Source organism: Paraburkholderia sediminicola, assembly GCF_046026895.1.
Lineage (GTDB): Bacteria > Pseudomonadota > Gammaproteobacteria > Burkholderiales > Burkholderiaceae > Paraburkholderia > Paraburkholderia sediminicola_C.
The window spans coordinates 19,842-46,042 of sequence record NZ_JAQQEU010000055.1; the positions used below are offsets into that span (position 1 = coordinate 19,842).

Below are 26,201 nucleotides of genomic sequence, written 5' to 3' on the forward strand. Positions count from 1 at the left end.
TAGAAACAGCGAGAATTACATGCAGCGCAGAAACATCCTCAAAGCCCTCTCCGCAGTGGTCGCTGGCGCGGCGATCCTGACCAGCATCGGCGCGCACGCCGACGACAAAGTCATCAAGGTCGGCACCATCGGCGGCCCGGATGCGCAAATCTGGGAAGTCGTCACGAAAGTGGCGAAACGTGAAGGCCTGAACGTGAAGGTCGTCGAATTCAACGACTACGTGCAGCCGAACGCCGCCCTCGACGCAGGCGACCTCGACGCGAACAGCTTCCAGCACCAGCCGTACCTCGATAGCCAGATCAAGCAGCGCGGCTACAAGCTCGTCAATGCCGGCCTGACGTACATCTCGCCGCTCGGCGTCTACTCGAAGAAGCTGAAGTCGCTGAAGGATCTGCCGCAGGGTGCGAAGGTCGCGGTGCCGAACGATCCGTCGAACGAAAACCGCGCGCTGTTGCTGCTGCAGGCGCAAGGCCTGATCAAGCTGAAGGCGGGCGCGGGCACCGGCGGCAATAACGCCACGCCGCTCGACATCGCCGAGAATCCGAAGAAGATCAAGTTCGTCGAACTCGACGCCGCGCAACTGCCGCGTTCGCTGTCGGATGTCGACGCCGCCGTGATCAACACGAACTTCGCGCTGGCCGCCGGCCTGCAGCCGACCAGGGACGCCATCGCGCTGGAAGACATCCACAGCCCGTACGCGAACCTGATCGCCGTGCGCGCACAGGACAAGGACAAACCGTGGGTCAAGAAGCTGGTCGCGGCTTACCAGTCGGAAGACGTGCGCCAGTTCATCAAGACCCAGTTCAAGGGTTCGATGGTGCCGTCGTTCTAAGCGACGGATGCCAGCCAGGCGCGGACGGTCCCATGGACGCCGCGCCTGCCGCTACAACTCCAGTTCCCATCTTTCTATCGTCAGATCCTGGCCGAAGCGGCGCGCGGCCGCCGTGCCGCCAAGCCTGAAGCCGGCGCGTTCGCAGAGCCGCCGCGGTTGCGCGAGCGTGCTGGCGGTCGTCAGCGTGAGCTTCGTATAGCCCGCGCGCCGCGCGAACCGCACGCATTCGGTGAGCAATTGCGTGCCGATGCCGAGGCGCTGCATGTCCGGCTCGACCCACAGCAGGCGCACCCCCGCCACCGTCGTCGATACCCCGACGATGCACGCCGAACCCACCACCATGCCGTCCTGTTCCGCGACCCAGCACATCTCGCGCAGCGCATCGTTGCGCTGCGTGTAGTCGGCGACGACGCGCGCCAGCAATCCCTCGAACGACCGATCCCAGCCGTATTCCGCGGCGAACCACTGTGCCTGCCGATGCACGAGCCAGCCACACTCGCCGGCGCGCGGCTCGCGCAGTATCACGAGTTCGTGGTTCGGCGTGTCGCCGAGCAACCGCTCGATCAGCTTCATCGCGGCGATCAGCTGTTCCTGGGAAAGCGCGCTGAGGCCGCCGAGCAAGGCCAGCACTTCATCGATGGCGGCGGTATCGAGCGGCTCATAGGCCGCGTGACCAGCGGCGGTGAGGGCGATCAGCGACTGGCGCGCGTCCCAGTCGGACGGCCGGCGCGTGATCAGGTCGCGCCGTTCGAAACTGGTCAGCAGGCGGCTCAGATAGCCGCTGTCGAGACCGAGGATCCGGCTCAGCGCCGAGGCCGTTTGCGCACGTGCGCGGGAGAGTTCGTGCAGCACGCGCACTTCGGTCAGCGAGAACGCGCTCTTCGCCAGATGCTCATGCAGCGCGCCAATGTGCTGCACGTAGAAACGGTTGAAATGGCGGACGGCCTGAGCGCGTCGCAGCGCCTCGGAATCAGTCAAATGCTGGTCCCCCGGGGGAGTTTTTAGGACTTGGTATCCGGCACTATATTGGAACGCCTGGGGATAACAAAGCCACGCCGGCAAGCACCTTAGCTAACTAATATGAAAACGGTACGTTTGCGGAGGCCCCCGGGTGGTCGCCAGGAGCAGCACTGCGATACGCGACGGTACTCTCCAGGCAGCCCAATACGGGTAAATCCTTAGCGCGAAAAAACCATCCGCGCCGCCCCTTCACATCCTCGCGAGCCTTATCCCGCAAGGCTTTGCGTCTCGTCATACCAGCATGGAACCACTCGGTTGACTGGTATTATGTTGGTTATATAATGGGCTCTCATTTCTCGTAGGCCGACCTCTCGCGACGGCCGCCGGAGCCCCATGGAAACTCGCTGGTCCGCACTGATGCCTGACGCCCGCAACGTCACGCCGCTCTATTTGCAGCTCGCGCGCAATCTGGCGACGGCGATCCATTGCGGCGTGTGGTCGGCCGGCGAAGCGCTGCCGTCGGAGCGCACGCTGTCGGATGCGATCGGCGTGTCGCGCATCACCGCGCGCAAGGCGATCGAACTGCTGGTCGAGCAGGGCTTGATCCGGCGCGCGCGCGGCGCGGGCAGCTTCATCACGCCGCGCGTCGAAGATCCGCTGTCGCGACTCACCGGTTTCACGAAGAAGATGCAGCAGCGCGGTTTCCGGCCGGATTCGGTGTGGCTGGAGCGCGCCACCCGCGCCGCCAACCGCGACGAACTGGTCCACCTCGGGCTCTCGCCGGGCGCGGCGGTCGCGAGTCTGCGCCGGCTGCGGCGCGCGGACGGCATCGTCATGGCGGTCGAGCAATCGGCGCTGCCGGCGGCAATCGTGCCGGACCCGCAGGCAATCGGCGTATCGCTTTACAGCTATCTGGAGCAACGCGGCGCCGCCGTCGTGCGTGCATTGCAGCACTTCCGCGCGGTCAACGCGTCGAGCGAGATCGCCTCGCTAATGGACCTCGAACCGCGCACGGCGCTGCTGGTCATTACCCGTATCGGCTATAGCGCCGACCAGCGCGCAATCGAGCTGACCGACACCTATTGCCGCGACGGCTACTACGACTTCGTCGCTGAACTGCGCACCTGAATGATGAGCCAGGCCTCGCCGCGCGGCCAGCCAACACAGAGGGCAGAAGCGGCGCCGCGAGCGCGATTCAGTCACACCCGTATCACGTCTTATCAGAGAGACTCATGCTGACCGGAAACATACTCACCACCGATGGGTGGATTCACGGCACGCTCGAACACGAAAACGGCCGTATCACGGCGCTCACCGGCGAACGCGTCGATCCGTCGAGCAACGACGCGCCGTACATCCTGCCCGGCTTCATCGATCTGCACGTGCATGGCGGCGGCGGCTCCGACGTGATGGAAGCCGGCGACGCGATCGAAGTCATCGCCCGCACGCATGCGCGCTACGGCACGACCAGCCTGCTCGCCACCACGATGACCGCGCCGCGCGACGAACTGATGAACGTGGTCGCCGGGCTGGGCAAGAACGCCAAGGTGCGCACGCCGGGCGGCGCGCGCGTGCTCGGCGTGCACCTGGAAGGGCCGTACATCAACCCCGGCAAGCTCGGCGCGCAACCGGACGCGGCGGTCTCGGCGGTGATGGACGAAGTGCTGAAGTATCTGTCGATCGCGCCGATCCGCGTGGTCACACTGGCGCCGGAAATCGCCGGCCATATGGAGATCATCTCCGCGATGGCGGCGCGCGGCGTACGCGTGCAGCTCGGCCATTCGCTCGGCACCTACGACGACGCGGTCGCCGCGCTCAAGCACGGCGCGTGCGGTTTCACCCATCTGTTCAACGCGATGTCGCCGCTGCATCACCGCAATCCCGGGCTGGTCGGCGCGGCGCTCGCGCATGCCGAGTTCGCCGAAATCATTCCCGACTTGCTGCACGTTCATCCGGGCGCGATCCGCGCCGCTTTGCGCGCGATTCCGCGCCTGTACGTGGTGACGGACAGCACCTCGGCGACCGGCATGCCGGACGGCGAATACCGCCTCGGCAGCCAGCACGTGACGAAGTGCCTGGGCGGCGTGCGTCTCGCCGACGGCACGCTCGCCGGCAGCACCCTGACGATGGATCAGGCGCTGCGCAATCTCGTCTCGATCGGCCTGCCGATCGCCGATGTATCAAACCGTCTGTCGCGCTACGCCGCCGACTATCTCGGTCTCGAGGACCGCGGCCGGATCGCGCGCGGCGCGTGGGCCGATATGGTCGTGTTTGATCGCGAACTGGCGTTGACCGCGACTTACGTCGAAGGAGAAGCAATTGTCGATTATGCTTAAAGAGGCGCTGGCCTCCGCTGAAACGGTCGCCGCGCAACTCACGGACACCTCGCGCGTCGCGGCCCTCGCGGCGAAGCTCGCGCAACAGCCGCGCCACGTCGCGCTGACCGTCGCGCGCGGCAGCTCGGACCATGCGGCGAGTTACTTCGCCAGCCTGACAATGAGCCGCCTCGGCGTGCCAGTCGCGTCGCTGCCGATGTCGGTCGCGACGCTGCAACAGGCGCCGCTGCAGGTGCGCGATCAGCTTGCGCTGGCGTTCTCGCAATCGGGCAAGAGCCCGGACCTGGTCGGCACGATGGCGGCATTGCGCCACGCGGGCGCGTTGACCGTTGCCGCCGTGAACGCGCCGAACTCGCCGTTGGCCGATGCGTGCGAATGGCAACTGCCGCTCGTCGCCGGCCCGGAACTGAGCGTCGCGGCCACCAAGAGCTATATCGCGATGCTGTCGATTTCCGCGCAACTGGTCGCGCATTGGCAGAACGATGCCGAACTGCTCGGCGCGTTGCACACGCTGCCCGATGCTTTGCAAACCGCAGGCAAGCTCGACTGGTCGAAGGCCGTGGACGAACTGCGCGGCATCGAGCGCATGATCGTGATTGGCCGCGGTCTGGGTCTCGCGATCGCGCAGGAAGCCGCGCTCAAGCTCAAGGAAACTTCCGGCATTCAGGCCGAAGCGTTTTCAAGCGCGGAAGTGCGTCACGGTCCGATGGAACTGATCGACCGCGACTACCCGCTGCTGGTGTTCGCGCCGCGCGGCCCCGAACAGGCCGGTCTGCTGCAACTCGCGCACGACATGCGCGCGCGCGGCGCGCGCGTGCTGCTCGCCGCGCCGGACGACGTGGCCGAGGCCACTTTGCCGCTGGCCGCCACCGCTCACGCGGCGCTCGATCCGATCGCCGCCATCCTGTCCTTTTACGTGATGGCCGCCGGCCTTGCCGCCGCGCGCGGGCGCAATCCCGATGCGCCGCGCCATCTCAACAAAGTCACCGAAACTCACTGAAGAGAAATCAGATGCGACGTGTCGAGGAGTCCCGCTTGATGAGCTATTCCGAAGGCCACATTGTTTTGCTCGCGCCGCTGACCGGTCCGGTCGTGCCGCTCGCGAACGTGCCCGACCCGGTGTTTTCGGGCGGCATGTTCGGCGACGGCATCGGCATCGATCCGCTGGACGGGCGGCTCGTCGCGCCATGCGACGGCACCGTCACCCATCTCGCGCGCACCGGTCATGCGGTTACGCTCGCGAGCGCCGAAGGCGCGGAGATTTTGCTGCACATCGGTATCGACACGGTCGAGCTGAACGGCAAAGGTTTTGCGCCGATGGTCGAGCAAGGCGCGCAAGTGCATGCCGGCGACGTGCTGATCGAGTTCGATCAGGACCAGGTCGCGTTGAATGCGCCGAGCCTGGTGTCGGTGATCGCGATTGCCAATTCGGACGCGTTCGAGATCGTCGAGCGTGTGCAACGCGGCCTGCTGAAGGCGGGTGAAACACCGCTCCTGGTGCTGCGCGCCCGCGACGGCGCGGCAGCCGACGCGGCGCGCCACGCGAGCGCGACGAACGTGACGGAGGAGGCCCGTGTGCAGGTCAAGCTGGTTCACGCGGGCGGTTTGCATGCGCGGCCCGCCGCGCGTGCCCGCGAAGCGGCACGCGGTTTCGATGCGCGTGTCGAGGTGCGTTATGAGGGGCGCAAGGCGGCGATCGAAAGCGTGGTCGGTCTGCTCGGTCTCGGCGCAGGCGAAGGCGCGAACGTCGAGTTGCTCGGCGTCGGCCCACAAGCCAAAGCCGCGGTCGACGCGGTCGCCAACGAACTGACGCGCGAGGCGCGCGGCGAAGTCGAAGAGAAACCGGCGCGTCAAAGCTCGCCTGCGCCGCAAGCGGTGCCGCGTCCGGCGGGCGAAGCACTCGCGCCGAATACGCTCGCGGGCGTCTGCGCGGCGCCGGGCATCGCGGTCGGCAAGCTGGTGCGCTGGGACGACGCGGACATCGATCCGCCGGAACCGGCGAACGGCACGTCCGCTGCGGAGAGCCGCTTGCTCGACAAGGCGATCGCCACCGTCGATGCCGACCTCGACACGACCGTGCGCGACGCGTCGCAACGCGGCGCGGTCGGCGAAGCGGGGATTTTCGCGGTGCATCGCGTGCTGCTGGAAGATCCCACGCTGCTCGACGCCGCACGCGATCTGATCAGTCTCGGCAAGAGCGCCGGCTTTGCGTGGCGCGAAGCGATCCGCGCACAGATCGGAATCCTGAGCAATATTGAAGACGCTCTGCTCGCTGAACGTGCGGCCGATCTGCGCGATATCGAAAAGCGCGTGCTGCGCGCGCTCGGTTATACGAACGCGGCGGCGCGCACGCTGCCGGAAGAAGCCGTGCTCGCGGCCGAAGAATTCACGCCGTCCGACCTGTCGTCGCTGGATCGCTCGCGCGTCACCGCACTGGTGATGGCACGCGGCGGCGCGACCTCGCACGCGGCAATCCTCGCGCGGCAAGCGGGCATTCCCGCGCTGGTCGCGGTCGGCGACGCGTTGCATGCGATTCCTCAAGGCACGCAAGTGGTGGTGAACGCCAGCACCGGCCGCCTCGAATTCGCGCCGACCGAACTCGACGTCGAACGTGCGCGTCTGGAGCGCAGCCGCCTCGCCGATGTGCGCGAAGCGAATCGCCGCACGTCGCAGCAGGCCGCGGTGACGTCCGACGGCCGCGCGATCGAAGTGGCGGCGAACATCGCCACGCTCGACGACGCGAAAGCCGCCGTCGACAACGGCGCCGATGCGGTCGGCCTGTTGCGCACCGAGCTGCTGTTCATCCATCGCGCCGCTGCGCCGAGCACCGACGAACATCGGCAGAGCTACCAGTCGATTGTCGATGCATTGCGCGGCCGCACCGCGATCATCCGCACGCTGGATGTCGGCGCGGACAAGGAGGTCGACTATCTGACGCTGCCGCCCGAACCGAATCCGGCGCTCGGCCTGCGCGGCATTCGCCTCGCTCAGGTGCGCCCGGATCTGCTCGACGATCAGTTGCGCGGCCTGCTCGCCGTGCAGCCGCTCGGCGCCGTGCGCATCCTGCTGCCGATGGTCACCGATGTCGGCGAATTGAACCGCATCCGCAAGCGTATCGACGAATTGGCGCGCGAAGCGGGCCGCACGGAACCGATCGAAGTCGGCGTGATGATCGAAGTGCCGTCGGCGGCGCTGCTGGCCGATCAATTGGCCCAGCACGCGGACTTCCTGTCGATCGGCACCAACGATCTGACGCAGTACACGCTCGCGATGGACCGCTGCCAGGCCGATCTCGCCGCGCAAGCCGACGGCTTGCATCCGGCTGTATTGCGCCTGATCGCGGCCGCCGTGCAAGGCGCGGACAAGCATGGCAAATGGGTCGGCGTGTGCGGCGCGCTGGCGGGCGATCCGCTCGCGATGCCGCTGCTCGTCGGCCTCGGCGTGACCGAGCTGTCGGTGGACCCGGGGTCGGTGCCGGGCATCAAGGCGCGCGTGCGCAACCTCGATTATCAGCTGTGCCGTCAACGCGCCCAGGATGCCCTGGCGCTCGAATCGGCACAGGCGGTAAGAGCAGCAAGCCGCGAAACCTGGCCTCTGGACTGAACCCCACACGTTCCGTAACCAGCTTCGCACAGTCGTTACTTATAGCGGTAAAACTCGCAACAAAACTCACGACGAAGTTCGACCACGAGACAAGGATTGGAGATATCAATGGATGGGAATCCGTTTCTGAAGATTCAGCGCCTGGGACGCGCGCTGATGCTGCCTATCGCGGTGCTGCCGGTCGCCGGCTTGCTGCTGCGCCTGGGTCAGCCCGATGTGTTCAACATCAAGATGATCGCCGACGCCGGCGGCGCGATCTTCGACAACCTGCCGCTGCTGTTCGCGATCGGCGTGGCGGTGGGTTTCGCGAAGGACAACAACGGCGTCGCGGGGCTTGCGGGTGCGATCGGTTATCTGGTCCAGATCGCGGTGATGAAGGACATCAACGACAAGCTCAACATGGGCGTGTTGTCCGGGATCGTGGCGGGTATCGCCGCGGGCTTGCTGTACAACCGGTACAAGGACATCAAGCTGCCCGATTACCTCGCGTTCTTCGGAGGGAAACGCTTCGTGCCGATTGCCACGGGGGTGGTCTGTCTCGCGCTCGGCATTGCGTTCGGCTACGTGTGGCAGCCGGTGCAGGCCGTGATCGATACGGCCGGCCACTGGCTGACCACCGCGGGCGCGTTCGGCGCATTCGTCTTCGGCGTGCTGAACCGACTGCTGCTCGTGACGGGCTTGCATCACATCCTCAATTCGCTGACGTGGTTCGTGTTCGGCAACTTCACGCCGCCAGGCGGCGCCGCCGTGACGGGCGACCTGCATCGCTTCTTCGCGGGCGACCCGACCGCGGGCACGTTCATGACGGGCTTCTTCCCGGTGATGATGTTCGGCCTGCCGGCCGCGTGTCTCGCGATGTTCCACGAAGCGCCGAAGGAGCGCCGCGCGGTGGTCGGCGGCCTGCTGTTCTCGATGGCGCTGACCTCGTTCCTGACGGGCGTGACCGAGCCGATCGAATTCAGCTTCATGTTCCTCGCTCCGGTGCTGTATGTGATCCATGCGCTGTTGACCGGCTTGTCGCTCGCGATCTGTTCGGCGCTCGGCATTCACCTCGGCTTCACGTTCTCAGCAGGCGCGATCGACTACGTGCTGAACTACGGCTTGTCCACCAAAGGCTGGTGGGCGATTCCGCTCGGTCTGGCGTACTCGGTGGTGTACTACGGGCTGTTCCGCTTCTTCATCCGCAAATTCAACATGGCGACGCCGGGCCGCGAACCCGCTGCCGCCGACGAGCAGGTCGACTCGTTCGCGGCGGGCGGCTTCGTGTCGCCGGCAGCCGGTGCCGCCGTGCCGCGCGCACAGCGCTATATCGCGGCGCTCGGCGGCGCGTCGAATCTGTCGGTGGTGGATGCATGCACGACGCGTCTGCGTCTGTCGGTGGTCGATTCGAACAAGGTCTCCGAGAGCGAACTGAAGTCGATCGGCGCGCGCGGCGTGCTCAAGCGCGGCGCGACCAACGTGCAGGTGATCATCGGACCGGAAGCGGACATCATCGCGGATGAGATGCGCACGGTGATCGCGCAGGGTGGTGGCGATGCGATGAAGGCCGCGATTGCTGCTCCTGCCGCTGTGGCTGCGCCCGCGGCGTCTGCCCCTGCGCCTGCCGCTACGGACGCGCAAGGCGGTCCGCTCGACCCGGACCCGCTGCGCTGGCTCGCCGTGTTCGGCGGCGCAAGCAACGTGGTGTCGCTGGATGCGGTGGCGTCGACGCGTCTGCGTGTCGTCGTGCGCGATCCGTCGGCGGTCGATCGCCAACGTCTCACCGCGCTCGACACGGCGTGGGTCTCGGCCGACACGTTTCATATCGTCGTCGGCGAGGCCGCGCAGCGCTATGCCGCGAGGCTGGCGACGCGCATGACGCAAACCGGCGGTGCAAACCCGTTGCCGGCGTAACGCCAGCAGCGCCAGGCAAGCGCACCGCGCTGACTGGCGTTCGGCAATGTGGCGACAAGAGCCGCCGCGATAGGCAGCGGCAATAAAAAAGCGGCACCTTGAATGTTCAAGGTGCCGCTTTGACGTTTACCGGCCCGCAGCCGGTCCATGCTGCACTAACGCGTCCCGGCCTTTGCCGTTTCCACCGGTCTGCGCGATTCCAGCCACATCACGTTGATGATGCCGAACGCCAACGCCACGCCGATCCCGAGCAGCCAACTGAAATACCACATCACAAACTCCCGTTAAACATCGTGCCGATCAATACATCGAATGGTGATTTTCTTTGAGCGCCGCGGCGGTCACCTTGCCGCGCATCACGCGATACACCCAGCCCGTGTACAGCAGGATGAGCGGCAGGAAGATGATCACGGCGACCAGCATGATCTGCAGCGTCATGCGGCTCGACGTCGCATCCCACATGGTCAGGCTGCTGCGGCCGTCGAGCGACGACGGCATGATGAACGGAAACATTGAGAAGCCCGCCGTCAGAATCACGCCGACGATCATCAATCCGGTCGACAGAAACGCGCTCTTCTCGAAGCGCGAGCGCGCGAGCAACAAGGCGAGCACGCCGCCGACCAGACCGGCCACGGGCGCGATCACCATCCACGGATAATCGGCGTAGTTGGTGAGCCACAAGCCGGGCGCGCCGATCACGGTTTTCATCAACGGATTGGCGACCGCGTCGAGCGGCGGGCCGTCCACCACCTGATAGCCGCCGATCATCGTGGCAATCAGCGCGCCGGCAATCAGGAACAGCACGACCGCGCAAAGCGAAGCGATGCGCAGCGCCCGCGACGCGCGCTCGGCGACGACGCCATCCGACTTGATTCTCACGAAGGCCGCGCCGTGCGCAGTCAGCATCGACACGCTGACGAGACCGCACAATACTGCGAACGGATTCAGCAGGCCGAAGAAACCGCCGTGATACGTGACGCGCAGGTCGGTGTCGAACGAGAACGGCACGCCTTGCAGCAGGTTGCCGAACGCGACGCCGAACACCAGCGCCGGCACGAAGCCGCCGATGAACAGGCCCCAGTCCCACGCCGTGCGCCAGCGGGGGTTCTCACGCTTGCCGCGATAGTCGAACCCGACCGGCCGGAAGAACAGAGCGAACAGCACCAGCAACATCGCGAAGTAGAAGCCCGAGAACGACGCCGCATACGCAAGCGGCCATGCGGCGAACATCGCGCCGCCCGCGGTGACGAGCCAGACCTGATTGCCTTCCCATGTCGCGCCGACCGTGTTCACGACAATGCGCCGTTCGGCGTCGGTTTTCGCGATGAAGGGCAGCAGGATTGCTGCGCCCATGTCGAATCCATCGGTGAGGGCGAAGCCGATCAGCAGGACGCCGATCAATGCCCACCAGATCAATTTGAGGGTTGCGTAATCCATGATTATTTTTCCCTTGAAGCGCGGTGGCGGCGAATCAGGCGGCCGTGTTGGTCGGCAGCGGCTGATTCAGCGGCTGGTTTGTTTCATGGTGATAGCGGCCCGTGTGCAGCGACGAAGGGCCAAGCCGTGCGTACTTGAACATCAGCAGGATCTCGATGATGAACAGCACCGTGTAGAACAGCACGAAGCCGGCAATGCTCAGATACAGATCGCGGGTCGTCAGATTCGACGCGGCCAGGTTGGTCGGCAAAATGCCGGCGATACTCCACGGTTGGCGACCCATTTCAGCGACGATCCAGCCGAACTCAGCCGCAATCCACGGCAACGGAATCGCCCACACGGCCCAGCGCAGGAACCAGCGGCGCTTCTCCAGCAGCAGCGTGCGTTGCGCGCAGAACCAGAACGCCAGCACGAAAGTGGCGAGGAACAGCAGGCCGAGGCCGACCATCAGGCGGAACGAAAAGAACAGCGGCAAGACCGGCGGAACGGTTCGTTCTGCCGCCTGAGCAATCTGATCCGGCGTGGCGTCGGTGACGTTGGCGGTGAACGGCTTGAGCAGCAGACCGTAGCCGAGAAACTCCTTGTGGGCTTCGAAGGCGGCTTTGGCTTCGTCGGTGGCGTCGCCCTGCTTCAGCTTTTGCAGCGCGGCGTAGGCCACCATGCCTTCCTTGATGCGGTCTTCGTTGCGCGCAATCAGATCTCTCAGGCCGACCACGGGTTCGTCGAGTGAACGCGTTGCAATGATGCCGAGCGCGTACGGCACGCGGATCGCGTAATCCGTGCGCTGTTCCTTCTGGTTCGGAATGCCAAAGATTGTGAACGGTGCCGGTGCGGGCGCGGTTTCCCATTCGGATTCGATGGCAGCCAGCTTCACTTGCTGAACTTCGCCGGTGGTGTAACCCGATTCATCGCCGAGTATGATCACGCACAAAGTGGCCGCCAGACCGAAACCAGCGGCAATCGCGAACGAGCGCAGCGCGAACTCGGTGTCGCGGCGCTTCAGCAGATACCACGACGACACGCCGAGCACGAACATCGCCGCCGTCACATAACCGGCCGACACGGTGTGCACGAACTTCACCTGCGCGACCGGATTGAACAGCACGGAAAAGATGCTGTCGAGTTCCATCCGCATGGTCTGATAGTTGAAGGTCGCGCCGACCGGATTGTTCATCCAGCCGTTGGCGACCAGAATCCATAGCGCCGACAGATTCGAGCCAAGCGCGACGAAGAAAGTGACGATCAGATGCTGGATTCTCGAAAGCCGATTCCAACCGAAGAAGAACAGACCGACAAAGGTCGACTCCAGGAAGAACGCCATCAGCCCTTCAACGGCGAGCGGCACGCCGAAAATATCGCCGACGTAATGCGAGTAGTACGCCCAGTTGGTGCCGAACTGGAATTCCAGCGTAAGGCCCGTGGCGATGCCCATTGCAAAGTTAATGCCGAACAGCTTGCCCCAGAATTGGGTCATGTCTTTATAGATCTGCTTGCCGGTCATTACATAGACGGACTCCATGATGACGAGCAGCCATGACAGCCCAAGCGTGAGCGGCACGAACAGAAAGTGATAGAGCGCCGTGATGGCGAACTGGAGGCGCGACAGTTCTACGACTTCGCTAACGGGCATGTTGATCACCTTGAGACGGATGCGAGGCGGGCACGGACAACAATGCCTGTGCGACTTGTTCAGGCGGCATCGACATGTGTTCCGCCTGCGGATGATTGAAAAACGCGAACTTGAGCGCCATCAGCAGTACGAACTTGATGGCGAGGACAATGGCGACGTCCCGTTCCATTGTCGGACCGCGCACCCACCGGGTGAACCGCTGACGCCAGCGAGTCCGCAGAGAGTTGTTGCGATTGAGGGCTATGGTCATGATCGGTCGAAAGCGACTTCACACCGGTTGATCCGGCTGGATCCAGGCCGCTCGAGCGGTCCGGCGACTGCATCCCGATTTTAGGAGCGGATCCTCGCACGCATTGATCTGACACTGCGGCATTGAGTCGCGAAACTCGCCGCGTTTATCCAGTATTGCTATCTAGCTTGTTATAGGTCAAGGAGTGCATGGTGTGCATGCATCTTCTCGAACGGAGGCGGGCGGCGCGAATGCGCGTGCAGGCGGGCGGACAAAAAAAGCCCCGCCGTCTTGCGAGGGCGGGGCTTGGTGCTGGCTAGTGCGCCGGACGAACCGGTGGTTTGGTGGCTTTCAGGCCTTACGCATATTCGGTCAACGCGCCGCGCATCTTCTTCATTGCGCTCGCTTCGATTTGCCGGATACGTTCGGCGGAGACGCCGAATTCGTCGGCCAGTTCGTGCAGTGTCGAGCCGCCCGAACCGTCGTCTTCCACCTTCAGCCAGCGTGCCTCGATGATGCGGCGGCTGCGGGCGTCGAGCGCCTCCAGCGCATTGGCGATACCGTCGCTTTGCAGCCGGTCCCGCTGACGCGACGCCAGCACAGCGGTCGGCTCGCTATGCGAGTCGGCCAGATAAGCGATGGGCGCGTACGACTCTTCGCCGTCCTCGACCTGGCCTTCCAGTGCGATGTCACCGCCGGACAGGCGCGTTTCCATTTCGGCGACTTCTTCGCGCTTCACGTTCAGCTCCTTGGCGAGACCTTCGATCTCGTCCGGCGTGAACGCGCCCAGCCCTTGCTTGTGGCTGCGCAGGTTGAAGAACAGCTTGCGCTGCGCCTTGGTGGTGGCGACTTTCACCATCCGCCAGTTGCGCAGGATGTATTCGTGGATCTCGGCCTTGATCCAGTGCATGGCGTACGACACGAGGCGCACGTTTTGCGCCGGGTCGAAGCGCTTTACGGCCTTCATCAGGCCGATGTTGCCTTCCTGGATCAGGTCGGCGTGCGGCAGTCCGTAACCCAGATAGTTGCGCGCGATCGACACGACCAGCCGCAGATGCGACAGGACGAGACGGCGCGCGGACTCCAGATTGTCCTGCTCGCGAAATTCGGTGGCGAACTGGCGTTCTTCCGCCGGCGTCAGCATCGGAATCCGATTAACGGCCTGGATGTAGGCGTCGATATTGCCCAGTTGACCGGGCAGCAGCGAGGAATGCGAGAGCGCCAGTGCACCTGCCGAAGCGGCCTTAGCCGACGACGGGCTCAAAGTACTCGGAAGGGTCATTGCATAGCTCACGTAGGAAACTCCTTTGGAATCAGACAAAAGCGTACTCAGTAAACGACTCCTGCGATGGATGTTAGCACTCTGATTTCCTGAGTGCTAATACTTAGAGGGCGTAGGGGCATCCGAGTTCCGCAAATCCTATTGAATTTGAGATGTTGATAGGCATTATACGCGCGTTGCAGTTGCGGCGCAGAGCGCGCAGGAATCTCCAGAGGCAACGTGTACGCTCATATAAATGACGGATTTTGTTGAATATGACGTGATTAATTGCGAAGAAGATCTATTGGTCATACGATTTGTCGATCCGATTGGTTATAGAATGAGCAAAACAGTTACGCGTCATTTGAACGTTCGTCGAATGCGAGTGTTTTGGATGAACAACAAAAAGAATGACTTGCGTGGGCTGGCTCTTAAATGCGTGGTGACGGCGCTGTCGTGTGCCGCTTGCCGAGTAGCTTCGGCCGACCAGTTCGGCGTGCAGGCGGCCGCCGGTGCAGGCGATCGCCATGTCAAAAAATTCGATCTCGGCGTGGCTTGGGAGTCCGATCTCACTTGGTGGCGGATCGGCGACTGGCATTTCTCGCTGATCGGCGAAGCGCACGTGGCTTGGTGGCACACCAACGAAGGCGACGTGCACAATGACATCGGCGAAATCGGCGTGACACCGATGATCCGCTTCATCAAGGGATCGGGAGCGATGCGGCCCTTCATCGAGTTGGGCGCGGGCATCCGCCTGCTGACGAGCCCGCGCATTTCTTCCACCTTCACCCTCGGCAATGCGTTCCAGTTCGCCGAAACGGCCGGCGTAGGCGTGCAGTTCGGCAACCGTCAGCAATATCTGGCCGGCTACCGCTTCCAGCATATTTCCAACGGCGGTATCAAAGAGCCCAATCCTGGTATAAATTTCAGCCAGCTATATTTGCAATATAACTTCTGACAGCCGTGGCCATGTTCGGCTCACCGGTGCGAGGGGCTGAGCAATGGTGGCAAAGATGATCGAAGCGATTCGCGGGCTCGAGCGAGAGCGCTTTCGTGCGATGGTCGACGGCGATGGCCAATCGCTCGACCTGCTGCTCGCGGACAACGTGAGCTATGTCCACACGAATGGCAAACGCGAAACGAAGCGACAGTTCATCGACGGGATCACCGGCGGGCGCCGCCGCTACAGGCAGATCGAGGTGCAGTCGCAGGACGTGCTGCCGGTGGGACGCGAGACGTGTGTCGTCACCGGTCGCGCGTTGATCGAAATGGAAGCGAATAACGGCGCGCTGCTGTTTCCGATTGCCTATACGGCGATTCACACGCAGGAGGACGGTCAATGGCGCCTGATCGCGTGGCAGGCCACGCGGTGCGCGCTCGAGTGAGCTTTTTGAGCCCACTTCGTCTTGCCGGCCGCGCCTTGTGAGGACACCGGCGGCATGACCGCGCGAGGTAACGCGCCCTCGCTGAACAACCTCAAGCGGCGACGCGCCGCAGCGCTCCTTGGATGTAGTCAGAACGATCCCCGCTGTTGGCTGCGTCCGCTGCGCCGTCCCGAGCCCCGGCGCGGTCCGGGCCATCAGCCGCTTCTTCCGCTCGCATCGCCTCATAGCCCGCATAAGGATGCCGCGGATACACCGGAATCCGGTTGCAGCGCTCGACCACGCGCCGGACGGCCGCGATATCCGGGAAGTCGAGGCCGCTATCGACGCCCTGCGCCTCCACATTCAACGCGAGCATGACGAGATCCAGATTGCCGGTGCGCTCGCCAGTGCCGAACAGGCGTCCTTCGACCCGGTCCGCGCCCGCCAGCAGCGCCAGTTCCGCCGCGGCCACCGCGGTGCCGCGATCGTTGTGCGGATGCACCGACAGCACGATGCTGTCGCGATAGCCGAGATTGCGGTCCATCCATTCGATCTGATCGGCGAACACATTCGGTGTCGCCGCCTCGTCACACCGGTATTTTCGCGACGTCCACGATCAGTTCGACCTGCCGCTCGAGCGCGCTCGGCACGGGTGCTTCGCCGCGCAGCACGGCGTCGATCCACCCGGCCGTGGTCACAGCGTCGCGCGCTTCGGGCAAGTCGACTTCCGGCGCATCCGGCGACGAGCGCTGGTGCGGGACGCGCGTTTCGCACACCCCGTCATGCAGCCAGTCCACCTGCACCTGACGCCGCGTATCCGCGACCGCTTCCCCTTCGGTGCCTCGCGCGAGCAGAGCGCCACCCACGGCCGCGTCCGGATGCGTATTGAACAGCTGCGTGAGACTGTCGCGATACGGCGGATGCGTATAGTTCACGAGGCGCAGCCCAGCGGGCGCGAACGGCTGCAGGATCTTGACGAGCGTGTGCGTCGAATTGCGCACGCCCATGCGTCGGCGCAGCGCGAGAAGGCGCGCGAGCTTGGGCGCGAGCACGTCGATCGGCGCGAACGCGAGACGACGCTCGGCGAGGCCGTCTTCGATATCGGCGTGCGAGTGCGCGTGCGGAATCTTCAGGTGCGTGAGGATTTCGGCGCTCGTCACGCGGCCCGGATCTTCGGTGACGCCGTGCAGCAGCACCGGCACGCCTTCGCGCGCCAGCAGCAACGCGAGCAGCGGCACCAAATTCGGCTGCTTGCGCGCGCCGTTGTAGGTGGGGATCGACACCGGCCGGAAAGCGCCATGCGGCAAATGGATCGGCTCGAACGACGCATGCGCGCCGGCCAGCATCGCGGCGAGTTCGTCGGCGGATTCGCCCTTCACGCGATACGCGAGCAGCACCGCGCCGAGTTCGAGTTCGCCCACGCGGCCGTCGAGCATCGCGCTGTAGAGTGCGCGCGTATCGTCGGCAGTCAGCGCGCGCGCGCCATGCGGGCCGCGGCCGATTTCCTTGATGAAGCGGGCGCAGGGGAAAGGGGTGGCGGTGTCGGCGGAGTCGGTCATCGGGCGTATTGGGGCGAAGCGGCGTGCCGCGACAGGCGGCTCGCCATGGTATTCAGGGGACGCTACTCGGTGTGAGTATCGCATCTATGGCGATCCGGCGAGACGGCGCGCCCCCCCGCGCCCGCTCTTGCGTGCGCGTGCCGGAGTGCCACGCAGCTTGCCTGACTGCGCGTTACACTCGGTCTTTTATCGTCGCATCGGCGGCACAAATCAAACAACGGAGAACGGGATGAGTTACGTATTTGCACCCGCACCGCAGGCTGCGGTGCCGGTTGTAGGGTCCAGCGAGCAGTTTGCGGTGCGTCGTATTTACTGCGTGGGACGCAACTACGAAGCGCACGCGCGCGAGATGGGTCACGACCCCGATCGCGAGCCACCGTTCTTCTTCACCAAGCCGGCCGATGCGGTGCTGTACGTCGCGCCTGGCGCGACCGGCGAATTCCCGTATCCGGCGCAGTCGAAAAACGTCCACTTCGAAATGGAGCTGGTGGCCGCGATCGGCAAAGGCGGCAAGAACATTCCGGCGGAAAGCGCGCTCGACCACGTGTACGGCTACGCGCTCGGTCTCGACATGACGCGCCGCGACCTGCAGTCCGAAGCGAAGAAGATGGGGCGTCCGTGGGATACCGCGAAGGGCTTCGATCACTCGGCGCCGCTCGGCCCGATTCATCCGGTAACGACGGTCGGCCATGTCGGCAAGGGCGCGATCTGGTTGTCGGTGAACGGTGAGGAAAAGCAACGCTCCGACGTGTCGCAACTGATCTGGTCGGTGGCCGAGACGATCGCGTATCTGTCGACGCTGTTCGAATTGCAGCCCGGCGATCTGATTTTCACCGGCACGCCCGAAGGGGTCGGCGCGGTGGTGCAGGGCGATCTGATGAGGGGTGGCGTCGACGGACTCGGCGAGTTCAGCGTGCGCGTCGTCTGATGGCCGGCGGCTCGGAGGAGACAGACAACATGAAGCTCTACAGCTATTTCCGGAGCTCGGCGTCCTATCGGGTGCGCATTGCGCTGAACCTGAAGAATCTGCCATACGACTACGTCCCGGTGCACCTCGTGCGCGGCGGCGGCGAGCAGCTCAAGCCCGAATATCGCAAGGTCAACGTGGACGGCGTCGTGCCGACGCTGATCGACGGCAACGAGGCGATGGCGCAGTCGCTTGCGATCATCGAGTACCTGGAGGAAACGCATCCCGAGCCGCCGTTGCTGCCCAAAGCGCCGGCCGCCCGGGCATACGTGCGGTCGGTGGCGTTGCAGGTCGCGTGCGAGATCCATCCGCTGAACAATCTGCGCGTGCTGAAGTATCTGAAGCACACGCTGCGTGTCGACGACGACGCGAAGGACGCTTGGTATCGCCATTGGGTCGAAGCGGGCTTCGCGACGCTCGAAGCCCATCTGGCCGGCGACGCGCGCACCGGCAAGCTGTGTTTCGGCGACACGCCGACGCTCGCCGACGCATGTCTGATTCCGCAAGTGTTCAACGCGCAGCGCTTCAAGGTCGACACGGCGAAGTTTCCGACGATCCAGCGCATCTACGATCACGCGATGCGGAACGATGCGTTTGCGCGAGCGGCGCCGGGCGTGCAGCCTGACGCGGAATGATGCGCCGTTGGCTTGACGGTCGCGAATGAAAAAAGGGCACTCCGCGGAGTGCCCTTTTTGCTCGGCTCGCTAGTTGATGTCGTGCCTGCGTTCAACCGCCCAGCAACGCGTCCGAAAACTCTTCCGCGCTGAACGGCTGCAAATCCTCGACCTTCTCGCCCACGCCGATGAAGTACACCGGAATCGGACGCTGCCGCGCGATCGCGGCGAGAATGCCGCCCTTCGCGGTGCCGTCGAGCTTGGTGATGATCAGGCCGGTGAGGCCGAGGGCGTCGTCGAAAGCCTTCACTTGCGCGAGCGCGTTCTGGCCGGTGTTCGCGTCGATCACCAGCAGCACCTCGTGTGGCGCGCCGTCGTGCGCCTTGCCGATCACGCGCTTCACCTTGCGCAGTTCTTCCATCAGATGCAGCTGGGTCGGCAGACGGCCGGCCGTGTCCGCCATCATCACGTCGATCTTGCGCGCGCGCGCGGCGCCGACCGCGTCGAAGATCACGGCCGCCGGGTCGCCGCTTTCCTGCGACACCACGGTCACGTTGTTGCGCTGGCCCCAGATCGCCAGTTGCTCGCGCGCGGCGGCGCGGAACGTGTCACCAGCGGCCAGCAGCACCGATTGATCGAAACTTTGCAGATGCTTGGCGAGCTTGCCGATGCTGGTGGTCTTGCCCGCACCGTTGACGCCCGCGATCATCATCACGAGCGGCTGCGCGCGGCCGAGCATCAGCGATTTTTCGAGCGGCTTGAGCAGATCGACCAGCAGCGTGCGCAGCGCGCCCTTGACCTGCTGGGGATCGGTGAGGCGCTCGCTGCGCACTTTTTCGTGCAACGATTCGAGCAGGAATTCGGTCGCCTCGACGCCCGCGTCCGACATCAGCAGCGCGGTTTCGAGTTCTTCATACAGATCCTCGTCGATCTTCGTGCCGACGAAAATGCCAGTCAGGTTCGAACTCGTCTTCGACAGGCCGGTCTTCAGGCGCGTCAGCCACGAGCGCTTGGCGCCGGCGTCCTGCACGGGCGGCGGGACGATCTCGACGGTTTCGAGCGCGGATTCCGCCGGCTCGGGCTGCGGCTCGAGCGTGGACGGGGCGGCCGGGGGCGTTTCGATGCTGACCGGCGGCACCGGACGCGGAGCCGGCGGCGGAACAGGTGCAACAGGCGCCTGTGCGACGGCTTCAGCCGCCGCGCCTTCCGGCGCCGCCTGCGATTCGTCTTGCGCGGTATCGGACTCTTTCGAACCCTTGAATCGTTTGAAAAAGCTGAACATGATCTGGCGTGGTGAGAGCGCGCGCCGATGCACGCGGCCGGTACGGAACCGGCGGGAGCGGCAGGCAGCGTTGCGATGCGGGATGCAAGGCGCTGGAAGCCGCACATTTTATCAGGCGCGCCGCCGCCCGTCGTATCGGCCGATCGGCCAGGCTGGACGCGCGCCACCCCTGTGGTAACGTTGGCGTTCCGGCCCGTATGCATCGACATCGCGGGCGCTTTGATAACGTCACTGAAACTGCATGCCTCGTTCCGCACCTTCACGCGCCCATGGCGCTTCGTCCAAAGGCGGCAAGCCGCACGCCATCCGTATCATCGGCGGCGACTGGAAGCGCACGCCCTTGCCCGTGCTCGATCTCGACGGCTTACGCCCCACGCCCGACCGCGTGCGCGAAACGCTGTTCAACTGGCTCGGCCAGCGCCTGGACGGCCGGCGCTGCCTGGACCTGTTCGCCGGCAGCGGCGCGCTCGGCTTCGAGGCCGCGTCGCGCGGCGCGGCGCGGGTGCTGATGGTGGAGCGCAATGCGCGGGCCGCAGAACAGCTGCGCGCAAATCAGGAACGGCTGGCTGCGCGCACGATCGAAATCGCTGAGGCGGACGGTTTGCGTCTTGCCGCGAGTCTCGCGCCCGGCTCGTTCGACGTGGTGTTCCTCGACCCGCCGTTCGAGGGCGACCTGCTCGTCAAAGCGCTCGCGCTGGCCGTGCCGCTCGTCAGCGCGGAAGGTTTTCTGTATGTGGAGGCCGGCGAAGCGCTCGAACTCGACGGGAACGACACGCTCGCGGGCTGGGAGATCGTGCGGCAAGGGAAAGCGGGCGCGGTCCACTATCATTTGCTGCAGCGCGAAAATGAGGAATAATGCGCGTTCCAAAACAAGCGCCGGGCGGTTTGCCGTCACACGCGCGGTCGGTGCCAAACGCGTCGCGTGGACGCTTTGACGTGCCCCTTTGTCTGAAGAGAGGAGAAGTCTCATGGTAGTCGCCGTGTACCCGGGCACGTTCGACCCGCTAACGCGCGGTCACGAAGACCTCGTTCGGCGCGCGTCGAGTATTTTCGACACGCTGGTGGTGGGCGTTGCCGACAGCCGCAACAAGAAGCCGTTCTTCACGCTCGAAGAGCGCCTCGACATCGCTCATGAGGTGCTCGGGCACTACCCCAACGTCCAGGTGATGAGCTTCAAGGGCCTGCTAAAGGATTTCGTGCGCACCAATAATGCGCGCGTCATCGTGAGGGGCCTGCGCGCCGTGTCGGACTTCGAATACGAGTTCCAGATGGCGGGCATGAACCGCTACTTGCTGCCCGACGTCGAAACCATGTTCATGACGCCGTCCGACCAGTACCAGTTCATCTCGGGCACGATCGTGCGCGAAATCGCGCAACTGGGCGGCGATGTCAGCAAGTTCGTGTTCCCGTCGGTGGAAAAATGGCTGCACGAGAAGGTCGCCGCGCTGGATCCGAACGGCGGTGCTTCGGCGGGGCAGCCATAACCGGCGTAAACTGTTGGCTTGACGGATCGAAGCCGGTTGCGGCCGGCGTGAAGTGAGAGAAGCATGGCCTTGATGATTACCGACGAGTGCATCAATTGGTTATTTAATTAAATATTTAATTCACCGTCCAGCCAGGCTTTCTAGCTTTTCCAATTGCCAGAAATTACCCTCTTGCAACTCAAATGCAACTCTGAGGGAAAAATGGCAACTTTAAGCCAACGAAATGGCCGTTGGCAAGTAAAAATTGCCAGAAAATGATTTCCTGCGCAATATAAGTCGTTTCCGACAAAAGCCGAAGGGCAGGTTTGGGCTCGCTCAGTTGAAGCGGCAATGGACGATGGAACGTGGGTCGATCCTGCTGGCACAACCGACATTACATTCGGTAAGTTGTTGGGGCGCTACAAAGAGTCGGTTACACAGACAAAACGCAGCAGACGCAGTGAGGAATACCGCATCGGCAAAATTATGCGGCACAAGATTGCCGAGTACAGCATGCGCAATCTCACGACCAGCATACTTGCCGAGTATCGCGATCAACGGCTCAAAGAAGCGTCAAACTCATGCGTCTGTCGCGAGCTCGCGACAATCAGTGCCGTGATCACGCATGCGCAGCGCGAGTGGGGGCTTAGCATCAACAATCCGGCAAAGCTTGTGAAGAAGCCGCGATTGCCGCCTGGTCGAAACCGCCTGTTGAAACCTGCAGAGCTTGATCGGCTGTTGCATGAGCTAAATGCAGAGCGTCACGAGTTACGGAGCAAGTGGCTTGTGCCGCTCGCGAATCTTGCACTCGAAACGGCCATGCGCCAGGGCGAATTGCTGTCTCTACTCTGGAGGCATGTTGACCTTGAGCGACGCGTCGCATATTTGCCCATCACAAAGAACGGCAAGGACCGATATGTGCCGCTGAGTAGCGCAGCGATTGCGATTCTGAAGAGTCTCGATCGCGTTGATGAGCGCGTTATCCCGATCAGTCAGAACGTCGTGCTCTGTGCATGGCCCAGAGCTTGCAAACGCGCTGACATTGAAGATTTTCACTTCCACGATTTACGGCACATGGCAACGACCCGGCTTGCGCAAAAACTGCCTAACGTCATTGAGCTAAGTGCTGTGACGGGACATAGCAACGTGCAGATGCTAAAGCGGTACTATCACACCACACCGGAAGAACTCGCACTAAAGATCGGTTGATAACACGGGAATAAGCTATGCCGATGCTGTTTTGCAATATAGGTTGGGCGGAACACTATGACGGGGTGCCAGGAGACGAACCAAGGCGAGGGGGTGCATACAACGACGACAACGTTGGTCATGAAACCTGCAACTTCACCCGTTTTCAAGGGAAAGTCTTCGGCTACGTCCAAGTAAAGGACAGAGGGCAGATCAGAATCCAAAGGCTTGGCGCAAGCAAGGCGGCCGAGTCTATCGAAGGCGTCACAGTTGTGTGGACTGCCGGACCGGACGATGGAGGTACTGCAGTAGTTGGCTGGTACACAAACGCAACCGTGTATCGCAATTGGCAGCCGTTTAATCCTCGCTCTAAGAAGCACGAAAAGAATAACATCGAGTTCTATCGAATTGTTGCCGACGCGAAAGATGCTGTGCTGCTGCCTATTGACGACCGTTACGACCTGATGATTCCGCGCGGTAAAGGCGGAATCGGTCAGAGCCCAATCTGGTACGCGGATAAACCGGAAAGCAGGGGAACGGTCGAGATGGTCGCCGCATACATCAAAGACCGCTCCTTTCCACTGACCGACGTCGATGATCAGCAGAGTGCGCTGGAGGGGGGCAAGCGGTTAGTTACGCACCTGCGACGTGAGCGTAGGCGTCACATCGTGGAAAAGAAGAAACGCGAGGTATTGCAAGCAACCGGGCGGTTGTGCTGCGAGGCGTGTCGCTTCGACTTCAAGGCGTTCTACGGGCCGCTAGGTTCGCGCTTCTGCGAGGTGCATCATCGTGTACCGCTGCACGAAGCCGAGGGGCTTGTCGAGACAACGTTAGACCATCTCGCCATCATGTGCTCGAACTGCCATCGAATCATTCATCGTAGTAATCCGATGCTTTCGGTCGAGGATTTGGCGCGGCATATCAAGCGACACAGAAGCTCGTAGCCTTATGTTCGCGTATGACTAGCGCTGCTACCCAGTGTGAGAGCCAGCTTTCGAAGGACCTAGGATGGGAGCGGGATAGCCCCCTAGATTCGGCTGTGTACAGCATACACGACGAATCTAGGGGACAAAGTTGTTGTCTTTGAGACTCGCCCTTTGAATGCGTCGTCGGCAAATCAAAGAGCGATGTGGGCCGCTCAACGCCTCAAATTGGCTTGGAATTGAGCTTTGCCAGTTGCTGTTGCGTCTTCTGTAGTTTTAGACGCAGGTCTGCAGTCTTCGCGGCGCGTGTTGCACGCTTGGCCGCTTTCTTTTGTGCGTCGACCTGCTGTTTCTGCAGATCGACTTCTCCGATGATTTCGATGTATCGCATTATTACTACCTCCTCGCTGATATTTATGAACGCGCGGAGGTAGCGTTGCCGGTCATTTTGCTGCGAAGCCGGAGCGCATCGTTGCACTAACGGCTTCGAGCTGCGTATCCAGCTCGCCGGCTGCAACCGCAGCCTTCAGCGCATCAAGTGTCGGGATCAACTCATTGATTGTGCCAACCTCGATGGCCGACTTGCCCTTCGCCAGTTCGAGCGTCTTGGCACCATAGCGGACGGACATACAGAGCCTGCCGTTTTCGGCAGTGAACCACCATGCACGAACACGCTTCGGGCTTTCCATATTGCGGCGTTCACCCGTTTCTGTGTCCTTGACCGATCTAAAGCGTGTTGGCTGGAAAGGCTTCCCTTCCTGCTGCGCTTTCGCCAGTTCCGTCTGTTCCCAGATTTTCGCGATCAGGCGGTTACGGCGCTGCACGATTTGCGGCAAAGCACCGGGGCGTTTCGTTGCTACCAGCTTCAGATTGTTGAGGCTCATGTATCTCTCCTGTGTTGTATGTATGCAGGAGAGGATGTATTCCGGTTGGGAAGAAATCAACCTAATTTCGGTCGGAATGCGAACTAATTTACAAACCTATCCGGACAACCACGCGGGTAGTGCAATCACTGTCCCAATTTTCGTGTCGTGATGATCGGTCGAAGATGCGAATGGACTGTTTCGGCATATCTCGTCAAAAATTGCCTCGTCAGATAGGGAAACCCGCTGCTTCTGGTTTTTCGTCGCTCGCTTCGGTGTGATCGATCGAGGTCTTTGCGATTGCGTTGAGATGGGACGTTCGGTGGTTTCGCTGTCAAGCGCGGAGTTGTCGGCGTCTTCGCAATCCATGCGTACTTCCTCGGCTTCAATCGCAGATGCTGGGAGTTCGTCGGATTCTTCCTTCGGCGCAGCGGACTTTTGCTGCTTCCATGCGGAAAGGTGCTCAAGCAGCTCTGCATCTGCGCTTGCAGAAGTGTAATAACCGACGCCAACCGACTGGTTTTCAGACAGTTCGCCCTCATGCGGCTTAACTATCACGCTGATGGATTGCCCCTCCCAATTAAACTGCGCATTAAACGTATTGTCGGGCTTGATGAAAACCAATACCTGATTGTTCGGATCGAGTTGCCGCGTATGAAATGCCTTGCCGGGTGAGTATCTGTGCGGCTTCGCGTAGTGCACCTGTCGAATGCCGAAGCATGTAATGATTTTTTCTTCCTTCTTCAGGCGCCTGATCTCTTGCTTAATAGCTTCGCCGGCTTCAATGCCGAGATGTCGCTTCGCCTTACGATAGATTTCACGGTCGATGGACAGGTCAAAGCGGACTCGATGCTGCACGGATTTGTCGGTCTTGGCCCGGAGTCGATCTCGCTCCGTTGAGTAGGTCACAAGCAGAACATTTTTGGCGGTTCCCTGCTTGCCTGCGTTGACGAAATACTGGACTTCAAAAAAGGTGATTCTATTTTTTTCGGGTAATGTGCGGATTTCCATGTTCAATTGCCTAAAAGACGAAAGACGGATAAAGTGCGCGACCACTTTATCCGCCTCGTCTTCGCATGTTCGCAGAGTGTCGCTCTGCGCATGTTTAACTTGATCTGTCGGGAACATTGCCGGTCGCGTCATGCGCTGTTCTGCATCTATTTAGCAGATGGCAATCCTCCTGTTTTGGCTCCGTCATCGAGTCCTGTGTCTTCTTCCAGACCGACTAATCTGGGAATTAAAATCGTGTATCTTCTTGTATTCCGTCTAATCTGGATGTATGAAATACAATAAGATACACGAATCTTATCTGACTACGTCAGACGGAAAAGCAATCGCATCGCAGATTTCGTCAGAACGAAAAGGATTTATTGGGCGGCGGCTGACATCGTGTATCTGCGGAGTCAGTTCCAGATCGTGAGTGTCGATTAAATCGAGACTGCTAGCGTTGAGACAGGACGACATGCGCGAAGTTTTGTACGTCCCACAACGACCCACAGAGGTCATTCAAGGCCCCTCAAAGCAGTCCGTCGCAAGCGTCGACGCAATCACCTTCGAACTTCGCCGAGCTGACACCACACTGCAAATGCCGCGAACCACTAACCGGCGAGCGTTATAAACCGGGCTGCAATCTTAACCCGTATCCATAGCGCCGCGAAGCAGTAAGGTTAGATATCCAAACCGCCCTGGTAACCGCGAAAGAGGCGCCCGATGCTCACACACTCTGAGGTCTTTGACTCGTATATCAAGTGCCCAACCAAGTGCTGGCTCCTCCTCAGCGGTGCGCAGCCGACACAG

Annotated in this window: 25 protein-coding genes and 1 pseudogene; 14 read left to right on the plus strand and 12 right to left on the minus strand. The window is 62.4% G+C overall.

Features of this window, described 5'->3' with window-relative positions:
- Positions 1-19 precede the first annotated feature (19 nt).
- The gene (locus PQR02_RS28900) at positions 20-832 is read left to right on the plus strand and encodes a MetQ/NlpA family ABC transporter substrate-binding protein (RefSeq protein WP_408239521.1); all 813 of its coding nucleotides are present in this window, start codon (positions 20-22) and stop codon (positions 830-832) included.
- A 51-nt stretch (positions 833-883) separates the two neighbouring features.
- Here PQR02_RS28900 and PQR02_RS28905 read toward each other — a convergent pair whose 3' ends face one another.
- Positions 884-1,810 (minus strand): bifunctional helix-turn-helix transcriptional regulator/GNAT family N-acetyltransferase, encoded by a 927-nt coding sequence (locus PQR02_RS28905; protein WP_408239524.1) that lies wholly within the window; start codon positions 1,808-1,810, stop codon positions 884-886.
- A 375-nt stretch (positions 1,811-2,185) separates the two neighbouring features.
- Between PQR02_RS28905 and PQR02_RS28910 the strand changes: the two genes are divergently transcribed.
- The 5 genes from PQR02_RS28910 to nagE all read left to right on the plus strand — a co-directional run bounded on the left by PQR02_RS28910 (position 2,186) and on the right by nagE (position 9,624).
- Positions 2,186-2,920 (plus strand): GntR family transcriptional regulator, encoded by a 735-nt coding sequence (locus PQR02_RS28910; RefSeq protein WP_408239527.1) that lies wholly within the window; start codon positions 2,186-2,188, stop codon positions 2,918-2,920.
- A gap of 104 nt (positions 2,921-3,024) precedes the next feature.
- Positions 3,025-4,128 (plus strand): N-acetylglucosamine-6-phosphate deacetylase, encoded by a 1,104-nt coding sequence (nagA, locus tag PQR02_RS28915; protein WP_408239530.1) that lies wholly within the window; start codon positions 3,025-3,027, stop codon positions 4,126-4,128.
- Positions 4,121-5,128 carry an SIS domain-containing protein gene (locus PQR02_RS28920; protein ID WP_408239592.1) on the plus strand — a complete coding sequence of 336 codons (1,008 nt, stop codon included), beginning with the start codon at positions 4,121-4,123 and terminating at the stop codon, positions 5,126-5,128. The genes nagA and PQR02_RS28920 overlap by 8 nt, the downstream gene beginning before the upstream one ends.
- Positions 5,129-5,166: 38 nt before the next feature.
- Positions 5,167-7,731, plus strand: a complete 2,565-nt coding sequence (gene ptsP / locus PQR02_RS28925; RefSeq protein ID WP_408239533.1) for a phosphoenolpyruvate--protein phosphotransferase — start codon at positions 5,167-5,169, stop codon at positions 7,729-7,731.
- A 108-nt stretch (positions 7,732-7,839) separates the two neighbouring features.
- The gene (nagE, locus tag PQR02_RS28930) at positions 7,840-9,624 is read left to right on the plus strand and encodes an N-acetylglucosamine-specific PTS transporter subunit IIBC (protein ID WP_408239536.1); all 1,785 of its coding nucleotides are present in this window, start codon (positions 7,840-7,842) and stop codon (positions 9,622-9,624) included.
- A 155-nt stretch (positions 9,625-9,779) separates the two neighbouring features.
- Here nagE and cydX read toward each other — a convergent pair whose 3' ends face one another.
- The 5 genes from cydX to rpoH all read right to left on the minus strand — a co-directional run bounded on the left by cydX (position 9,780) and on the right by rpoH (position 14,214).
- Positions 9,780-9,896 (minus strand): cytochrome bd-I oxidase subunit CydX, encoded by a 117-nt coding sequence (gene cydX, locus PQR02_RS28935; RefSeq protein WP_408239539.1) that lies wholly within the window; start codon positions 9,894-9,896, stop codon positions 9,780-9,782.
- A 28-nt stretch (positions 9,897-9,924) separates the two neighbouring features.
- The gene (gene cydB, locus PQR02_RS28940) at positions 9,925-11,061 is read right to left on the minus strand and encodes a cytochrome d ubiquinol oxidase subunit II (protein ID WP_408239542.1); all 1,137 of its coding nucleotides are present in this window, start codon (positions 11,059-11,061) and stop codon (positions 9,925-9,927) included.
- 34 nt (positions 11,062-11,095) lie between these two features.
- The gene (locus tag PQR02_RS28945; protein ID WP_408239545.1) at positions 11,096-12,691 is read right to left on the minus strand and encodes a cytochrome ubiquinol oxidase subunit I; all 1,596 of its coding nucleotides are present in this window, start codon (positions 12,689-12,691) and stop codon (positions 11,096-11,098) included.
- Positions 12,681-12,941, minus strand: coding sequence for a cytochrome oxidase putative small subunit CydP (cydP, locus tag PQR02_RS28950; protein ID WP_408239548.1), 261 nt, complete (start codon positions 12,939-12,941; stop codon positions 12,681-12,683). Before cydP ends, PQR02_RS28945 begins: the two co-directional genes overlap by 11 nt.
- Before the next feature lie 337 nt (positions 12,942-13,278).
- A complete protein-coding gene (rpoH, locus tag PQR02_RS28955) occupies positions 13,279-14,214 on the minus strand; it encodes an RNA polymerase sigma factor RpoH (RefSeq protein ID WP_149668501.1) in 936 nt (311 codons plus the stop codon).
- 361 nt (positions 14,215-14,575) lie between these two features.
- On the opposite strand from rpoH, the gene PQR02_RS28960 reads away from it, so the two are divergent.
- Together PQR02_RS28960 and PQR02_RS28965 are read left to right on the plus strand one after the other, a co-directional pair.
- Complete coding sequence (locus PQR02_RS28960; protein ID WP_408239552.1) at positions 14,576-15,139, plus strand: acyloxyacyl hydrolase; 564 nt, start codon at positions 14,576-14,578, stop codon at positions 15,137-15,139.
- Between the two features lie 43 nt (positions 15,140-15,182).
- Positions 15,183-15,566 (plus strand): nuclear transport factor 2 family protein, encoded by a 384-nt coding sequence (locus tag PQR02_RS28965; RefSeq protein ID WP_408239555.1) that lies wholly within the window; start codon positions 15,183-15,185, stop codon positions 15,564-15,566.
- A 226-nt stretch (positions 15,567-15,792) separates the two neighbouring features.
- On the opposite strand, the pseudogene PQR02_RS28970 reads toward PQR02_RS28965, so the two are convergent.
- A pseudogene (locus PQR02_RS28970) lies at positions 15,793-16,131 on the minus strand (hydroxymethylglutaryl-CoA lyase-like TIM-barrel protein); the annotation flags it as partial.
- Position 16,132: 1 nt separating this feature from the next.
- On the minus strand, positions 16,133-17,104 hold the full coding sequence (gene ybiB / locus PQR02_RS28975) for a DNA-binding protein YbiB (protein ID WP_408239558.1): 972 nt from the start codon (positions 17,102-17,104) through the stop codon (positions 16,133-16,135).
- A gap of 229 nt (positions 17,105-17,333) precedes the next feature.
- Here ybiB and PQR02_RS28980 point away from each other — a divergent pair, with 229 nt between their 5' ends.
- A complete protein-coding gene (locus tag PQR02_RS28980) occupies positions 17,334-18,032 on the plus strand; it encodes a fumarylacetoacetate hydrolase family protein (RefSeq protein WP_408239561.1) in 699 nt (232 codons plus the stop codon).
- Positions 18,033-18,061: 29 nt separating this feature from the next.
- Positions 18,062-18,706 carry a maleylacetoacetate isomerase gene (maiA, locus tag PQR02_RS28985; RefSeq protein ID WP_408239564.1) on the plus strand — a complete coding sequence of 215 codons (645 nt, stop codon included), beginning with the start codon at positions 18,062-18,064 and terminating at the stop codon, positions 18,704-18,706.
- A 91-nt stretch (positions 18,707-18,797) separates the two neighbouring features.
- On the opposite strand, the gene ftsY is transcribed toward maiA, so the two are convergent.
- Positions 18,798-19,967: a signal recognition particle-docking protein FtsY gene (ftsY, locus tag PQR02_RS28990; RefSeq protein WP_408239567.1), complete on the minus strand. Its 1,170-nt coding sequence runs from the start codon at positions 19,965-19,967 to the stop codon at positions 18,798-18,800.
- Between the two features lie 241 nt (positions 19,968-20,208).
- On the opposite strand from ftsY, the gene rsmD reads away from it, so the two are divergent.
- The 4 genes from rsmD (at position 20,209) to PQR02_RS29010 (ending at position 23,562) form a co-directional block, all read left to right on the plus strand.
- A complete protein-coding gene (gene rsmD, locus PQR02_RS28995) occupies positions 20,209-20,823 on the plus strand; it encodes a 16S rRNA (guanine(966)-N(2))-methyltransferase RsmD (RefSeq protein ID WP_408239570.1) in 615 nt (204 codons plus the stop codon).
- A gap of 112 nt (positions 20,824-20,935) precedes the next feature.
- Positions 20,936-21,451: a pantetheine-phosphate adenylyltransferase gene (gene coaD, locus PQR02_RS29000; RefSeq protein WP_408239573.1), complete on the plus strand. Its 516-nt coding sequence runs from the start codon at positions 20,936-20,938 to the stop codon at positions 21,449-21,451.
- Positions 21,452-21,781: 330 nt separating this feature from the next.
- Positions 21,782-22,639 carry a site-specific integrase gene (locus PQR02_RS29005; protein ID WP_408239576.1) on the plus strand — a complete coding sequence of 286 codons (858 nt, stop codon included), beginning with the start codon at positions 21,782-21,784 and terminating at the stop codon, positions 22,637-22,639.
- Positions 22,640-22,656: 17 nt separating this feature from the next.
- Positions 22,657-23,562, plus strand: a complete 906-nt coding sequence (locus PQR02_RS29010) for an HNH endonuclease (protein WP_408239579.1) — start codon at positions 22,657-22,659, stop codon at positions 23,560-23,562.
- Positions 23,563-23,764: 202 nt separating this feature from the next.
- On the opposite strand, the gene PQR02_RS29015 is transcribed toward PQR02_RS29010, so the two are convergent.
- The 3 genes from PQR02_RS29015 to PQR02_RS29025 all read right to left on the minus strand — a co-directional run bounded on the left by PQR02_RS29015 (position 23,765) and on the right by PQR02_RS29025 (position 25,547).
- On the minus strand, positions 23,765-23,932 hold the full coding sequence (locus tag PQR02_RS29015; RefSeq protein WP_020067003.1) for a hypothetical protein: 168 nt from the start codon (positions 23,930-23,932) through the stop codon (positions 23,765-23,767).
- Between the two features lie 52 nt (positions 23,933-23,984).
- Positions 23,985-24,425, minus strand: a complete 441-nt coding sequence (locus tag PQR02_RS29020; protein WP_408239583.1) for a DUF6641 family protein — start codon at positions 24,423-24,425, stop codon at positions 23,985-23,987.
- Between the two features lie 96 nt (positions 24,426-24,521).
- Positions 24,522-25,547 carry a hypothetical protein gene (locus PQR02_RS29025; RefSeq protein ID WP_408239586.1) on the minus strand — a complete coding sequence of 342 codons (1,026 nt, stop codon included), beginning with the start codon at positions 25,545-25,547 and terminating at the stop codon, positions 24,522-24,524.
- Positions 25,548-26,201: the final 654 nt, after the last annotated feature.

What these genes read in the sequence shown, in the direction of transcription:
- PQR02_RS28980 (WP_408239561.1), top strand. Translation starts at nt 17,334, where the DNA reads ATGAGTTACGTATTTGCACCCGCACCGCAGGCTGCGGTGCCGGTTGTA.
- PQR02_RS29020 (WP_408239583.1), bottom strand. Translation starts at nt 24,425, where the DNA reads ATGAGCCTCAACAATCTGAAGCTGGTAGCAACGAAACGCCCCGGTGCT.
- PQR02_RS28965 (WP_408239555.1), top strand. Translation starts at nt 15,183, where the DNA reads ATGGTGGCAAAGATGATCGAAGCGATTCGCGGGCTCGAGCGAGAGCGC.
- ptsP (WP_408239533.1), top strand. Translation starts at nt 5,167, where the DNA reads ATGAGCTATTCCGAAGGCCACATTGTTTTGCTCGCGCCGCTGACCGGT.
- ybiB (WP_408239558.1), bottom strand. Translation starts at nt 17,104, where the DNA reads ATGACCGACTCCGCCGACACCGCCACCCCTTTCCCCTGCGCCCGCTTC.
- PQR02_RS28900 (WP_408239521.1), top strand. Translation starts at nt 20, where the DNA reads ATGCAGCGCAGAAACATCCTCAAAGCCCTCTCCGCAGTGGTCGCTGGC.
- cydX (WP_408239539.1), bottom strand. Translation starts at nt 9,896, where the DNA reads ATGTGGTATTTCAGTTGGCTGCTCGGGATCGGCGTGGCGTTGGCGTTC.
- coaD (WP_408239573.1), top strand. Translation starts at nt 20,936, where the DNA reads ATGGTAGTCGCCGTGTACCCGGGCACGTTCGACCCGCTAACGCGCGGT.
- rsmD (WP_408239570.1), top strand. Translation starts at nt 20,209, where the DNA reads ATGCCTCGTTCCGCACCTTCACGCGCCCATGGCGCTTCGTCCAAAGGC.
- PQR02_RS28910 (WP_408239527.1), top strand. Translation starts at nt 2,186, where the DNA reads ATGGAAACTCGCTGGTCCGCACTGATGCCTGACGCCCGCAACGTCACG.
- PQR02_RS29010 (WP_408239579.1), top strand. Translation starts at nt 22,657, where the DNA reads ATGCCGATGCTGTTTTGCAATATAGGTTGGGCGGAACACTATGACGGG.
- PQR02_RS28945 (WP_408239545.1), bottom strand. Translation starts at nt 12,691, where the DNA reads ATGCCCGTTAGCGAAGTCGTAGAACTGTCGCGCCTCCAGTTCGCCATC.
- PQR02_RS29015 (WP_020067003.1), bottom strand. Translation starts at nt 23,932, where the DNA reads ATGCGATACATCGAAATCATCGGAGAAGTCGATCTGCAGAAACAGCAG.
- maiA (WP_408239564.1), top strand. Translation starts at nt 18,062, where the DNA reads ATGAAGCTCTACAGCTATTTCCGGAGCTCGGCGTCCTATCGGGTGCGC.
- ftsY (WP_408239567.1), bottom strand. Translation starts at nt 19,967, where the DNA reads ATGTTCAGCTTTTTCAAACGATTCAAGGGTTCGAAAGAGTCCGATACC.
- PQR02_RS29005 (WP_408239576.1), top strand. Translation starts at nt 21,782, where the DNA reads ATGGACGATGGAACGTGGGTCGATCCTGCTGGCACAACCGACATTACA.
- PQR02_RS28920 (WP_408239592.1), top strand. Translation starts at nt 4,121, where the DNA reads ATGCTTAAAGAGGCGCTGGCCTCCGCTGAAACGGTCGCCGCGCAACTC.
- cydP (WP_408239548.1), bottom strand. Translation starts at nt 12,941, where the DNA reads ATGACCATAGCCCTCAATCGCAACAACTCTCTGCGGACTCGCTGGCGT.
- nagA (WP_408239530.1), top strand. Translation starts at nt 3,025, where the DNA reads ATGCTGACCGGAAACATACTCACCACCGATGGGTGGATTCACGGCACG.
- PQR02_RS28960 (WP_408239552.1), top strand. Translation starts at nt 14,576, where the DNA reads ATGAACAACAAAAAGAATGACTTGCGTGGGCTGGCTCTTAAATGCGTG.
- cydB (WP_408239542.1), bottom strand. Translation starts at nt 11,061, where the DNA reads ATGGATTACGCAACCCTCAAATTGATCTGGTGGGCATTGATCGGCGTC.
- nagE (WP_408239536.1), top strand. Translation starts at nt 7,840, where the DNA reads ATGGATGGGAATCCGTTTCTGAAGATTCAGCGCCTGGGACGCGCGCTG.
- PQR02_RS29025 (WP_408239586.1), bottom strand. Translation starts at nt 25,547, where the DNA reads ATGACGCGACCGGCAATGTTCCCGACAGATCAAGTTAAACATGCGCAG.